At 71.7% G+C, this 12,668-nt stretch carries 12 protein-coding genes; 3 read left to right on the forward strand and 9 right to left on the reverse strand.

Annotated features, from left to right (window positions below):
• Positions 1-8: 8 nt before the first annotated feature.
• Both OG522_RS26610 and OG522_RS26615 read right to left on the reverse strand, forming a co-directional pair.
• Entirely contained in the window at positions 9-803 is a 795-nt protein-coding gene (locus OG522_RS26610; protein ID WP_329465521.1) for a tyrosine-protein phosphatase, read from the reverse strand.
• Positions 804-832: 29 nt separating this feature from the next.
• Positions 833-1,414: a rhomboid-like protein gene (locus OG522_RS26615; RefSeq protein WP_329465522.1), complete on the reverse strand. Its 582-nt coding sequence runs from the start codon at positions 1,412-1,414 to the stop codon at positions 833-835.
• 98 nt (positions 1,415-1,512) lie between these two features.
• Between OG522_RS26615 and OG522_RS26620 the strand changes: the two genes are divergently transcribed.
• Complete coding sequence (locus OG522_RS26620; protein ID WP_329465523.1) at positions 1,513-1,920, forward strand: hypothetical protein; 408 nt, start codon at positions 1,513-1,515, stop codon at positions 1,918-1,920.
• A gap of 82 nt (positions 1,921-2,002) precedes the next feature.
• Here OG522_RS26620 and OG522_RS26625 read toward each other — a convergent pair whose 3' ends face one another.
• The 4 genes from OG522_RS26625 to OG522_RS26640 all read right to left on the reverse strand — a co-directional run bounded on the left by OG522_RS26625 (position 2,003) and on the right by OG522_RS26640 (position 6,713).
• A complete protein-coding gene (locus OG522_RS26625; protein WP_329465524.1) occupies positions 2,003-3,478 on the reverse strand; it encodes a DUF1996 domain-containing protein in 1,476 nt (491 codons plus the stop codon).
• 99 nt (positions 3,479-3,577) lie between these two features.
• Entirely contained in the window at positions 3,578-4,714 is a 1,137-nt protein-coding gene (locus OG522_RS26630) for a methyltransferase (RefSeq protein WP_329467748.1), read from the reverse strand.
• 101 nt (positions 4,715-4,815) lie between these two features.
• Positions 4,816-5,463, reverse strand: coding sequence for a response regulator transcription factor (locus tag OG522_RS26635; protein ID WP_329465525.1), 648 nt, complete (start codon positions 5,461-5,463; stop codon positions 4,816-4,818).
• On the reverse strand, positions 5,448-6,713 hold the full coding sequence (locus OG522_RS26640) for a sensor histidine kinase (protein WP_329465526.1): 1,266 nt from the start codon (positions 6,711-6,713) through the stop codon (positions 5,448-5,450). The genes OG522_RS26635 and OG522_RS26640 overlap by 16 nt, the downstream gene beginning before the upstream one ends.
• A gap of 229 nt (positions 6,714-6,942) precedes the next feature.
• Here OG522_RS26640 and OG522_RS26645 point away from each other — a divergent pair, with 229 nt between their 5' ends.
• On the forward strand, positions 6,943-9,069 hold the full coding sequence (locus OG522_RS26645) for an MMPL family transporter (RefSeq protein ID WP_329465527.1): 2,127 nt from the start codon (positions 6,943-6,945) through the stop codon (positions 9,067-9,069).
• On the opposite strand, the gene OG522_RS26650 is transcribed toward OG522_RS26645, so the two are convergent.
• Both OG522_RS26650 and glnII read right to left on the reverse strand, forming a co-directional pair.
• Positions 9,051-9,632, reverse strand: coding sequence for a winged helix-turn-helix domain-containing protein (locus OG522_RS26650; protein ID WP_329465528.1), 582 nt, complete (start codon positions 9,630-9,632; stop codon positions 9,051-9,053). The genes OG522_RS26645 and OG522_RS26650 overlap by 19 nt on opposite strands.
• Positions 9,633-10,007: 375 nt before the next feature.
• Positions 10,008-11,039, reverse strand: coding sequence for a glutamine synthetase (gene glnII, locus OG522_RS26655; protein WP_329465529.1), 1,032 nt, complete (start codon positions 11,037-11,039; stop codon positions 10,008-10,010).
• A gap of 325 nt (positions 11,040-11,364) precedes the next feature.
• Here glnII and OG522_RS26660 point away from each other — a divergent pair, with 325 nt between their 5' ends.
• Complete coding sequence (locus tag OG522_RS26660) at positions 11,365-12,276, forward strand: Gfo/Idh/MocA family protein (protein WP_329465531.1); 912 nt, start codon at positions 11,365-11,367, stop codon at positions 12,274-12,276.
• Here OG522_RS26660 and OG522_RS26665 read toward each other — a convergent pair.
• Positions 12,273-12,632 carry an arsenate reductase family protein gene (locus OG522_RS26665; protein ID WP_329465532.1) on the reverse strand — a complete coding sequence of 120 codons (360 nt, stop codon included), beginning with the start codon at positions 12,630-12,632 and terminating at the stop codon, positions 12,273-12,275. The two genes, OG522_RS26660 and OG522_RS26665, sit on opposite strands and share 4 nt — an antisense overlap.
• Between the last annotated feature and the right edge of the window lie 36 nt (positions 12,633-12,668).

Below are 12,668 nucleotides of genomic sequence, written 5' to 3' on the forward strand. Positions count from 1 at the left end.
GACCGAGATCAGGCGACAAGACGGGTGCGCAGGTGGGCCACCGCCTCGTCCGGCACCCCGAGCCCCTCGCGCACGTACTTCTCCATCGACCCGTACCGCGTCTCGACCTCGTCGAGCGCCGCCGCCAGGTACTCCGGTACGACGCCGATGACGGCGAGCGCGATCTCGGGGTCGCCGCCCTGCGCCACGAAGCCCTCGATGAGCGGGCCGAAGGCCTGGCGGACCGCCGGGTTGACCGACAGGTACTCGTGCTCGACGGTCGCCTCGTCCGCGCCGAGCAGCGTCAGGATCACCGTCGCCGCCCAGCCCGTGCGGTCCTTGCCCGCAGTGCAGTGGAACAGCAGCGGACCGGCGTCCTGTGCCGCCAGCTCGGTCAGGAGCGCGCGGTAGGCCGAGCGGGCCGAGCCGGAGGAGACCAGCGAACGGTAGGTGTCGGCGAACAGGGCCTGCGCCTTGCCGCCGCCGAGGTGCTGCTCGGCGGCGATCGGGTCGGACAGGATGTGCTTGAGCTGGGCGGCGGCCGGAGCCCCGGACGCCGAGATCCGGTCGGCGAGCGCGTCGGCGACGATCAGCCGGGCCCCGGCCGGCACCCGGTCCGGGTAGTCGGCGCGTTCGGCGTCGGTGCGGAAGTCGACGATCCTGCGCAGCCCGAGCGAGGCCACCGCCGGATCGGCGGCCGCGTCCATACGGTCGAGCTGCCCGGCACGGAAGACCAGGCCGGGCCGGACCGTGCGGCCGCCGGAGAGCGGGGTGGAGCCGAGGTCGCGCAGGTTGGCGACGGTGGTGGCGGGGATCGCGATCATGTGCGGGCGGCTCCTGAGCGGGGTGAAATCTACCGGTTTCGAACCGAACGGTAGTCCACGGCCGCCGACACCCCGAGGCCGAGCCCCAGCGCCGTGAAATGTCCCGCGTCCGTGAAGGTGCGGCCGGGCCGCAGCAGGGGGCGGGCGGCCAGGGCGAGCAACCCGAGCCGGGCGCAGCCCCGCACCGGGCCGCGCGGCAGGGCCGAGGTCAGCGCGCCCAGGACCGCGTAGAAGCCGTAACTGGTGCCGACGTCCAGGGCCGAGCGGGTCGCGGCCGACGGGCGGCCCGCGCGCAGGGCGCCGTACACCAGGAGCGTCGCGCCGGCGTGGCCGAACAGGAACACCCCGGCCGCCCACCAGGCCCCGTGCGCGTACTCCGCGTAGCCGAGCACGGCCAGCAGGAGCAGCGCGTAGGGCAGCTCCATCGGCGACTCGACGAGCAGCGCGCTGGTGGCCAGCGTCGAGTACCGGCCGGCGGCGAGGTTGTCGACGTTGGTGGAGCACGAGCGCAGCAGGTCCTGGCGGGCCCGGTCACCGAGCAGGCGCCGGGTCGCGTACGCGATGAGCTGTACACCGCCGACGTACGACGGCGCGAGGGTGGGGACACGCATGAGTCCATGATCGGGCATCGGTGGTCCGTTCGCTCGGGCGACCCGGGTAAATCTCCAAGTCGCTTTATTTACAAGGGAGTTGAGGGCACGATGGGGCGATGCGAAACGATGCGCGAGTGATCAGGGTGACGCGAGTGGTGCTCGCCGGTGCGGCCGTCGTGGCCCTGGTGGGCGGCTGCGGCGGTTCGTCGCCGCACCCCCCGGCGACCGCGAGCGGAACGCTGGAGCAGCTGGCCGCGCGGGCCGCGTGCAAGCCCGTCGTCTCGACCGACTCGGCCGAACTGCGCCAGGCCAACTGCACGACGAAGGACGGCCGTTATGTGCTGGCCACCTTCGCGACCGACCGCGGTCAGCGGGAGTGGATCAATGAGGCGGAGGACTACGGGGGTGTCTATCTGGTTGGCCGCAAGTGGGTGGCGGTCGGCGAGCAGCCGGTGGTGACGGCACTGCACGGCCGACTCGGCGGCAGTGTCGAGACCGGGACCATGCATTCCGGACACCACTGACCGAGTCGGCCGCGCAGCGGCAGTTGCCTCCTGGGGGCGCCGGCGATCGAGGCCGGCGCCCCCCTCGCGCTCGACGCGCGGATCAGGCGCAGGAGCGCCCCGTATTGATACAGTTCACCGCCTTCCCCATCAGCTGATCGCTGAAGACATCGATGAAGTCACCGTGGTCGGTGACGGGCTTGTGGAGTTGCTCGGGGAACGAGTCCACGGCGAAGGCGCCGGCCTTGGCGGGCAGGTTGTAGACGATGCGCTGCACGAGCTGCGGAATCGCCTTGAATCCGGCGGGACAGGCGCCCTGTTGGTCGGCGAACGCCACATGGGTGCGGTGATTGGCGCTGTCGGTGTTCTTTCCGTCCCAGCAGCTCTGGAACTTGAACGTACGGACCACCTGGCTGCCCTGGGGGCAGAGCGGGTACTTGTCCTTGAGCTGGCGGTTCTCGAATCCGGTGCAGCTCCAGGAGGCATTGGCGTTCGCATTGCCATTGGTGAAGGCCTTGGCATCGCCGGTGATGATCCGCAGGAATCGGGGCATCGCGGTGACCTTGCTCACCGGACTTCCGTCCAGAGCGATGGTCACCTGGGCCGGAGTCTGAATCTTTCCGAGGTTCTTGTCCTTGCCGCCGCCGGCCGCGTTCGCATCCGTGTCGTTCCCGTTGTTGAGAATGCGTACGACGGGCCAGTAATAGGTCGACTTGTCGCCTTGATTGCGACAACTCGTGCCGCCGTTGGCCAGGTCGTTGTCGCTGGAAAAGGCATCAGTCGCCTGATTCCCGACGTAATCGTGCATGTGATGGGCGCCATTGCTCACGCCCGGAGCGACGATGACGTTGTCGGGGTTGCGTTTGCCGTTCTGGTTGCGGCCGCAGTCGCTGGTGAAGGTGCCGGTGGAGGCGCCGCGCCGGGGGGCGGGGGTGCTGACGTTCGGCCGCACCGAGCGGATGTCGACGAAGTCGGCGCGGACCGGACCGGAGGCGTTGTTCTGAGCGGCGGCGACGGCGTTCTGATCGCCGCTCTGGCCGTTGTTCTGGCCGTCGCCCTGAACTCCGCTCTGCTGGTCGGCCCCGCTGCCCTGGTCGGCGACGTCGGCGGCCCGCATGGTGCAGACGGCCAGGCCCTTGTCCTTGAGGTCCGCCTGACCCGTGTCGTTCGCGATCTTCCCGATGGAATCGGCCCGTTGCTGTTTCAGCGGGGCGAGCACCATCGTGTCCGCGAGAGCGGGATCGCGCTGGATGCGGTCCTTGTTGTCGGCGAACTTCGTATACGCGTCGGTGATCTGCGTATCAAGGACGGCGAGCTGGCGGTCGACCCGGGATTTCGCCGCATCGGGCACGGTGGAGAGGGAATTGCCCACATCGGGGCAGTCGATGGTCGACAACATCCGCATCTGCCCCATGCCCTGCGCGGCCGGATCGGACCGCCCCGTATCGCCTTCACTGGCGGAGGCGTAGACATTGACCGCGGCGAGCCCGCCTCCGCCCAGAATGAGTGCGGCGGCGGCGAGCACCATCCGACGGGGGAGTGTCGTCCGTTTTCGTGGAGAGCGTGCTGAGCGTCCCATGGAACTCCTTCGCTTGAAGCGCGCCCTTCCATACGGATGGGAAGGGCGGGGCGTTCAACGGCTCAGGAGACACACGGGAGTTGGGGCCGCACCCGGCGGCTAACGGGTCTGCTTCACCGCGCGCAGCACCACGAACTTCGGGTCCGATGCCACCACTTCACAACTGCCGAACATGCGGCGGAGCTTTTCGTGATAACCGAGGTGGCGGTTGCCGACCACCCACAGTTCGCCACCGTCGCGCAGCGCCGTGCGGGCGTCCAGGAACATGCGCGAGGAGGTGCGGTCCGTGGTCGTCTGGTGGGTGTGGAACGGCGGATTGTTCAGGACCAGATCGGCCGTGCCGGGCGGAAACTCGGCCAGGCCGTCACCGAGGTGGAAATCGGCCTGCCGGGCGGACCCCGCGCACATGCGGAACGTGGCCTCCGCCGACGCCATCGCCGGATGCGACTCGTCCACGAAGGTGACGCGCGCCTCGGGATTGGCGAGCGCCGCCGCCGTACCCACGATGCCGTTGCCGCAGCCCAGGTCCACCACGTGCTCCGGCCCCGTGCGCTCGGGCAGGTGCTGGAGCAGGAAGCGGGTGCCGATGTCGAGGCGGTCGGCGCAGAACACCCCGGCGTGGTTGGTCGTGGCGAGACCGGAGGCGGGCCCGATCCCCAGCTCCAGGGAGTACGTCAGTGGCCAGGGGTTCGCGGGCCGCACCAGGTCCGGCTCGGGGGTGGTGAAGATCAGCCGGGCCTTCTTCTCGGCGAGGGAGGTCTTCGTCGGGCCGAGGATCCGCTCGAACAGGGTCAGCGTGGAGGTGTGGATCTCCTTGACCATGCCGGTGCCGACGACGACCGTGCCCGCGTGCACCGAGGGGGCGATCCGGTGCAGCTGGTCCTCCAGGAGGCCGAGGCTCTTGGGCACCCGCACCAGGAGCACGTCGACGCGCTCGGGCACCTCGTCCCGCGTCGACAGCAGACGGACGGCGTCCGGCGCGGCACCCGCCCGCGCCAGATTGGCCCGGGTCGCCTCCTGGGCCAGGAACGAATCACTGATCTGTACGGGGCCGTGCCCGGCCAGCGCGGTCGCAAGGGCGCCCCAGCGGTCGCCGATGACGACCACGCTGCCCGAGAGGTCCAGCTTCTCGATGTGCCGCAGCAGATAGTCGTCGGCGGCGTCCCAGGCCCGCAGCGGGTCGCGGGCGTCTTCGGGGAATCGGGTCAGGTCGTACTCGCCCCAGGGCGTGAGCATGCGGTTCATTGTTCGCCAGGCTAACCCGAAACGGCCGCGGCGCCCCGCCGCGCTGCCCGGCCGGGTGCCGCGGGGCGGCGCCCGGCACCCAAGGCGCCGCCTCAGCCGCGGTCGAGATGGGCGAGCACCGCGAGCACCCGCCGGTTGTCGTCGTCCGAGACCGGCAGACCCAGCTTCACGAAGATGTTGGAGGTGTGTTTGGCGATGGCTCGCTCGGTGACCACCAGGCGCTCGGCGATCGCCGCGTTGGAGCGGCCCTGCGCCATCAGCTCCATCACCTCCAGCTCGCGCGGGGTCAGCCCGCCGAGCGGCTTGTCCTGGGCCCGGCGCGACAGGAGCTGCTGGATGACCTGCGGGTCCATCGCGGTGCCGCCGGCCGCCACCCGGCGTACCGCGTCGATGAACTGCTCCGCGTCGAACACCCGGTCCTTGAGGAGGTAGCCGACCCCGCCGGTACCGTCGGCCAGGAGCTCGCGCGCGTACAGCTGCTCCACGTGCTGGGACAGCACCAGGACCGGCAGGCCGGGCCGGGCGCGCCGGGCGGCGAGCGCGCACTGGAGGCCCTCGTCGGTGTGGGACGGCGGAAGCCGGACGTCGACGATGGCGACGTCCGGCTCCAGCTCGGCCAGTGCCCGGCTCAGCTCCGGGCCGCTCTCCACCGCGGCGAGGATCTCGAAGTCGTACGCCTCCAGCATCCTGACCAGACCGTCTCTGAGCAGGAACAGGTCTTCGGCTAGGACAACTCGCAAGGGATCTCCATGGTCACCAGAGTGGGACCGCCCGCTGGGCTGCTGACGGCCAGGATGCCGTCGAATGTACCGAGCCGGCGTTCTATGCCGCTCAGCCCGCCGCCCGCTCGGGCCGTGGCGCCGCCCCTGCCGTTGTCGCCGACCGAGATGCGCAGCGCGCCCGCGTCGTGCGTCAGGTCGACCCAAATGCTGTCCGCCGAGGCGTGCTTGACCGCGTTGGTGAGGACCTCGCTGACCGCGAAGTACGCCGCCGACTCGACCGGGGCCTCGGCGCGGGCCCGCGCCGGGAGTTCCACCGACACCTCGGTCGCCACCGGCAGGCGCAGCGCCAACGCCCGGATGGCGTCGGCGAGTCCGCGCTCGGCGAGCACCGGCGGATGGATGCCGCGCACCAGGTCGCGCAGCTCGGTGAGCGCCTCGGCCGACGACTCGCGGGCCATCGCGAGGAGTTGCTTCGCCTTCGCCGGATCCTTCTCCACGAGCGCCTCGATGGTGCCCAGGTTCATGCCCATGGCGACCAGGCGGGCCTGCGCCCCGTCGTGCAAGTCCCGCTCGATGCGCCGCAGTTCGGCCGCCGAGCTGTCCAGGGCGTCGTGCCGGGTCTCGGTCAGGCGATCCACGCGCTGCTCAAGCCGGGCCTCGCGGGACGGGGTGAGCAGGGCCCGGGTGAGCAGGAAGTGGCCGCGCAGCAGGGCCGGGTTGACGAACAGGCCGAGCACGAACATCGCGGTGCCGAGGGCCGCGGCCTCGTACGCGCTCTGCCGGCTGATGATGTGGACGAACAGGAACCAGTCGCCGCCCGCGTCCGCGATGGGCCGCCACACGCCGAGCGCCAGGACCCAGCCGTACGCGATGTACAGGAGCAGGGTGGGCGGCAGGATCGCGGTGGCGAACCCGGCCGTCATGTCGACCAGGAGCCAGCGCAGGTCCTGCCAGGTCGCCGGGTCGCGCAGCACCGCCGTACACCGCTCGACCCATCCCGCGAGCCCCGGGCGCCTGGGCACCTGCCGGTACGCCGAGGGGATCGGGAGACCGCACCAGCGGACGGACAAATGGCGCCGGAAGTCGGCGTGCACGCGCATCCGGTCCACGAGCAGCGGGGTGGTGAGCACCCCGAGACCGATGGGGATGAGGGCGATCGAGACGACGGTCAGCGTGAACAGAGTGATCGACCCCACCATCGAGATCAGCGTCAGTGCGAAGCCGCGCACGCCCGCCAGGAGCGCGTCCCGTGCCTTGGTCGCCTTCATCGTTTCCCCGTCTCCTTCGTGCCGGTCGGGCCGGCCTCAAGTGTCGCCGAGCCGCCCGCCCCGGTCACGGGGCTGCGCCCCCGTCCCGGGGTGTACCTGGCAACACCCCCCTGACCTCGCATTTCGCCCCGTCGGCAGGGGGCTTCGACGGCTGGGGCGGCAACGCCGTGCTCCCTAGCGTCGAAGGCGGCGGATCAAAGCGGTCCACGGCCCGACTCTGGGGGACACGATGCGGAACAATCTGGCGGCGCGGCTCGGTGTGTGGAGCGCACACCACCGCAGGGCAGCGATCCTGGGCTGGCTGCTCCTGGTGGTGCTCGCCACGGTGATCGGCGGCTCGTCCGGGCTGCGGGAGATGTCGGACTCCGAGCGGGGCGCGGGCGACTCCGCGCGGGCCCAGAAGATCCTGGACGACGCGGGCCTTGGCACTCCGGCCGGCGAACTGGTCATGGTCAGCGGCCACACCGAGGGCGGCTGGCGCCAGGCCGCCGCGGACCTCGGCGGAGCGCTCGAACGGACCGGCCTGGTCCAGAACGTCCAGCCGCCGCTGCCCTCCGCCGCCGGCACCGACGCACTGGTCCGCTTCGAGCTCAAGGGCGACGCGAACACCGCGGGCGACCGGGTGCGGCCGGTCCTGGACGCGGTACGCGACACCGGGCGCGCGCACAGCGAGGTGCGGCTGTACGAGTTCGGACGGGCGAGCGCCGACCACGAGTTGAGCGGGCTGCTCGGCGACGACTTCAAGAAGGCCGAGTTCACCGCGGTGCCCCTCGCGCTCGGCATCCTGCTCGTCGTGTTCGGCGCGGCGGTGGCGGCGCTGCTCCCGGTGGTGCTCGCCTTCACCGCCTGCATGGCCGCGTTCGGGCTGCTGACCCTGGCCAGCCACCAACTGCACCTGTTCCAGACGACGTACTCGGTGATGTTCCTGATGGGGCTCGCGGTCGGCGTCGACTACTGCCTCTTCTACCTGCGGCGCGAGCGCGACGAACGGGCCGCCGGGCACGACGCGGACACCGCGCTGCGGATCGCCGCCGCGACCAGCGGGCGGGCGGTCCTGGTCTCCGGCATCACCGTGATGGTCGCGATGGCCGGGATGTTCTTCTCGGGCCTGATGCTCTTCGAGGGCTTCGCCGTCGCCACGATCATCGTGGTGTGCATCGCGATGCTCGGCTCGGTGACGGTACTGCCCGCGCTGCTCGCCTGGCTCGGCGACCGCACCGACGCCGGCCGGATCCCGTTCCTGGGCCGGCGCCGCGGGCGCGGGTCGCGCGAGAGCGGCGTACTGGCGGGCGCGGTGCTGCGGCCGGTCCTCGCGCGGCCCAAGCTGTTCGCGGGCGCGGCCCTCGCGGCGCTGCTCGTGCTGGCCGCCCCGGCGCTCGGCATGAAGACCCAGGAGCTGGGCCTGCAACAGCAGTTCGGCTCCGACGCCCCGCTGTCGGTGGCGTACCAGAAGATCAGCGCCACCTTCCCCGACGGGCCGGCGCCGGCCCTCGTGGTGGCGAAGGGGGATCTGTCGGCGGCGTCGACGACGAACGCGATCGACGAGCTGAAGCGGCGCGCGCCGGGAGCACGGGTCACCCTCCACCCGGCGCGGAACATCGCGGAGATCGAGGTCCCGATGGCGGACTCGAAGCAGGCGCTGGCCGAACTGCGCGAGCACACCGTCCCCCAGACGCTGGGCCGCGCCCCCGGGGTGCGGGCCTACGTCGGCGGTGAACTGGCCGGCTCGGTCGACTTCAACGACCAGCTGAAGAGCGGCATCGTGCCGGTGTTCCTCTTCATCGCCGCCGTGACCTTCCTCCTCATGCTGCTCTGCTTCCGCTCGTACGTCATCGCGCTGACCTCGATCGCCCTCAACCTCCTGTCCGTGGCCGCCACTTACGGGGTGATGACGGCCGTCTTCCAGCACGGCTGGGGCGCGGGCCTCATCGGTTCCGAGCGGGTCGGCGCGATCGAGAGCTGGCTGCCGCTGTTCGTCCTCGTGGTCCTGTTCGGCCTGTCGATGGACTACCACGTGTTCGTGGTCTCCCGGATCCGCGAGGCGCACGAGGGCGGCCTTGGCACCCGGGCCGCGATCGGCGAGGGTATCCGCCGCACCGCGGGCGCGGTGACCGGCGCCGCCGCGATCATGGTGGCGGTGTTCGCGGTCTTCGCCACCCTGTCCATGCAGGACATGCAGCAGATGGGCGTCGGCCTCGCGGTCGCGGTGCTGCTGGACGCGACCGTCGTACGGATGGTGCTGCTGCCCTCGGTGATGGCGCTGCTCGGCGACCGCAACTGGGGCGCCCCGCGCCGGACGGCGGGGCACCGCGCGGCGCCCCGCCCCCAACGGGCCGATCAGGGCGCGTACTTGTAGCCCACGCGGCGCACGGTCTGGATGGCGTGGCGGCGCTCGGCACCCAGCTTGCGGCGCAGCCGCGCCACATGGACGTCGACGGTGCGGCCGTCGCCGACGTGCCCGTAGCCCCACACGGTGGTCACCAGCTGATCGCGGGTGTGCACCCGGTGCGGATGCGCCACCAGATGGGCGAGCAGCTCGAACTCCAGGTAGGTGAGGTCGAGTTGCTCGCCGTCCACCTCGGCGGTCCGGCGCACGGAGTCGATCCGTACGAGGGCGTCCCCGCCCGCCGGCCCGGTGGCGGCCGGCGGCTCGGGGGCCGCGGCGAGCGGGGGCTGCTGGTCGGCCGGGACGAGCACGAGATAGCCGATCATCGCGGGGCGGCCCGGCAGTTCGGGCAGGGTGTGCTGCGGCGCGGGCAGCCAAGTGGCGCCCGGCGGAAGGAAGTCGGTGAGGTGACTCGGGGCCGGCTGGGCCACCTCGTCGCGGTCCACGGCTCGCAGTCGGTGCCGGCCCAGTGGCAGGGGAGCGTGGGCGTCGGCGGTCGCGGCGGAGGTCGAGAAGGTGCGGGTGTTCGCCATGAGGGGTCAGCTCTTTCGCGCGGAGAGTCGTCGGCAGGGGACGTACGTCTTGCGCGTCGGCCGAAGGCCTGGAAGGGATCGAGGCGTTAGAGGGCCGGCGCGTTCATCGCGCGGCGACACACCCGGTCGAAGTCGTGGTCCTGACGGGACGGCCAGAACGGTTCGAGGTCGCTGCGACCTGTCACGGAATTCTGGGTGCTGGACATGCCGCCATTCAACCAGACGATCCGCGCCGAGCAGCAGCCCCCTCCCACCCACTGATACGGAACCTTGGCGCAGCGTGACCGGAACCCGTCCGTCCGCGGGCGGTTGGCGGCCACGCGGAAGGACGCCCACCGCGGCAGCGGTGGACGCCCTTCACGACGATGGGACGGCTCAGACCTGGCCGGCCTTCTCCAGGCCGGTGCAGCAGGTGTCGACGATGAGGCGGGTCACCACGTACGGGTCGACGTTGGCGTTGGGACGCCGGTCCTCGATGTAGCCCTTGCGGTCCACCTCGACCTGCCAGGGGATGCGGACCGAGGCGCCGCGGTCGGAGACGCCGTACTTGTACTGGTCCCACGGGGCCGTCTCGTGCAGACCGGTCAGGCGGTCGTCGATGCCGGCGCCGTAGTTCTTGACGTGGTCCATCGGCTTGGAGCCCTCGCCGAGCGCCTCGCACGCGGTGATGATCGCGTCGTAACCCTCGCGCATCGCCTTGGTCGAGAAGTTGGTGTGCGCGCCCGCGCCGTTCCAGTCGCCCTTGACCGGCTTGGGGTCCAGGGTGGCGGAGACGTTGAAGTCCTCGGCGGTGCGGTAGAGCAGCCAGCGCGCGATCCACAGCTGGTCGGAGACCTCAAGGGGGCCGACCGGGCCGACCTGGAACTCCCACTGGCCCGGCATGACCTCGGCGTTGATGCCGGAGATGCTCAGCCCCGCGGCGAGGCAGTGGTCGAGGTGCTTCTCGACGATCTCGCGGCCGAAGATCTCGTCCGCGCCGACACCGCAGTAGTAGCCGCCCTGCGCGGCCGGGAAGCCGTTGACCGGGAAGCCGAGCGGGCGGGCGCCGTCGAAGAAGGTGTACTCCTGCTCGATGCCGAAGATCGGCTCCTGCGCGGCGAACTGCTCGGCGAAGGGACGCAGCAGCGCCCGCGTGTTGGACTCGTGCGGGGTGCCGTCGATGTCGAAGACCTCACACAGGACCAGGATGTTCGCGCCGCCGCGGATCGGGTCCGGGCAGGAGAACACCGGCTTCAGCACGCGGTCCGAGGCGTGGCCCTCGGCCTGGTTGGTGCTGGACCCGTCGAAGCCCCAGATGGGCAGCTCGGCGACGGCGCCGGGCGAACCGGCCATGATCTTCGTCTTGGAACGGAGCTTGGCGGTCGGCTCGGTGCCGTCGATCCAGATGTACTCGGCCTTGAACGTCACGAAAAGCCATCCTTTGCAGGTGCTGCGGGGTGCTGCGCGCTGCCACGCTGCGGCGCTGCGTCTATGACGGCAGCCTCACACCCCGGGATTTCCCGTCCGTTGCCCGTATGTGAACCCGGTGTTACCTGGGGGGTCGCGGCGGCGCCGAGAGGCCCCCGCCTTGTGGTTCCTCCGAGAGTGGTGTCCAAAGGCTCGGCGGTTCGTACCAGGAGGCCGTGCGGAACCGGCCCGATCGCGGGGCGCCGCCGTGCGGTCCGGCTCGTATACCGCGGGTGCTGGGCCGTCCCTCTCGTCCCGGCAAGTCGGCCGGGGCAGACTGTTCCCCATGAACCACAGCACCGTCACCACCCGCATAGGCCTCCTCGGCACCGGCCCCTGGGCCGTCGCCACGCACGCGCCGGCGCTCGCCGCGCACCCCGGGGTCGACTTCGCCGGGGTGTGGGGGCGGCGGCCCGAGGCGGCTCAGGCGCTTGCGCGCGAGCACGGGGTGGCGGTGTACGAGGACGCCGACGCGCTGTTCGCGGACTGTGACGCCGTCGCCTTCGCGCTGCCGCCGGACGTCCAGGCGCCGCTGGCGGTGCGGGCCGCGGCGGCGGGCTGTCATCTGCTCCTGGACAAGCCGGTCGCGACGAGCGTCGAGGGCGCCCGCGCGGTGGCCGAAGCGGCCGAGCGCGCGGGTGTGGCCTCCGTCGTCTTCTTCACGCTGCGGTTCGCCACGGAGACCGCCGGGTGGATCACCCAACAGGCCGCCCTGGACGGCTGGTTCAGCGGCCGCGCCCAGTGGTACGGCTCGCTGTTCACACCGAGTGCCGGGCGCAGCCCCTACGCCGCCTCCCCCTGGCGCGGCGAGAAGGGCGCGCTCTGGGACGTCGGCCCGCACGCGCTGGCCGTGCTGGCCGGGGTGCTCGGCGAGGTGACCGCCCTGACCGCGGCCGCCGGCCCCGGCGACACCGCGCACCTGATCCTGCGGCACGTCTCCGGCGCCTCCAGCACCGCCGACCTGAGCTTCAGCGCGCCGCCGGCCGCCGCGGGCGTCGAGGTGTCGCTGCTGGGGGAGGCGGGCGCGGCGGTGATGCCAGGCTGGGGCGGCGCGCTCGACGCGTTCGGCGCGGCGGTCGACGCCCTGCTGGACGCGGCCCGCACCGGGGTGGCGCACCCGTGCGACGCCCGGTTCGGGGCGCGGATCACCGAACTGCTCGCCGACGCCGAGGCCCAGCTCGGGCGGAGCGACCGCTAGCGGGACAGGACGTCGCGTACGGCGTCGTCGGTGCGGGCGACCACCGCGGTGCCGTCGTCCGCCGTGATGATCGGGCGCTGGATCAGCTTGGGGTGCTCGGCGAGCGCGGTCACCCAGCGCTCGCGCGCGCCCTCGTCACGCGGCCAGTCCTTGAGGCCGAGCTCCCTGGCGGCGGGCTCCTGGGTGCGCGTGATGTCCCACGGTTCGAGGCCGAGCCGGCCGAGCACGGCCCGGATCTCCTCCTTCGACGGCACGTCTTCGAGGTAGCGGCGCACCGTGTAGTCGGCGCCCTCCGCGTCCAGCAGGGTCACCGCGCTGCGGCACTTCGAACAGGCCGGGTTGATCCAGATCTCCATGCCGCCAGGCTACCCGCGATGCGCCCCCAAAGCCTG

This window comes from Streptomyces sp. NBC_01431, from assembly GCF_036231355.1.
Classification (GTDB): Bacteria; Actinomycetota; Actinomycetes; order Streptomycetales; family Streptomycetaceae; genus Streptomyces.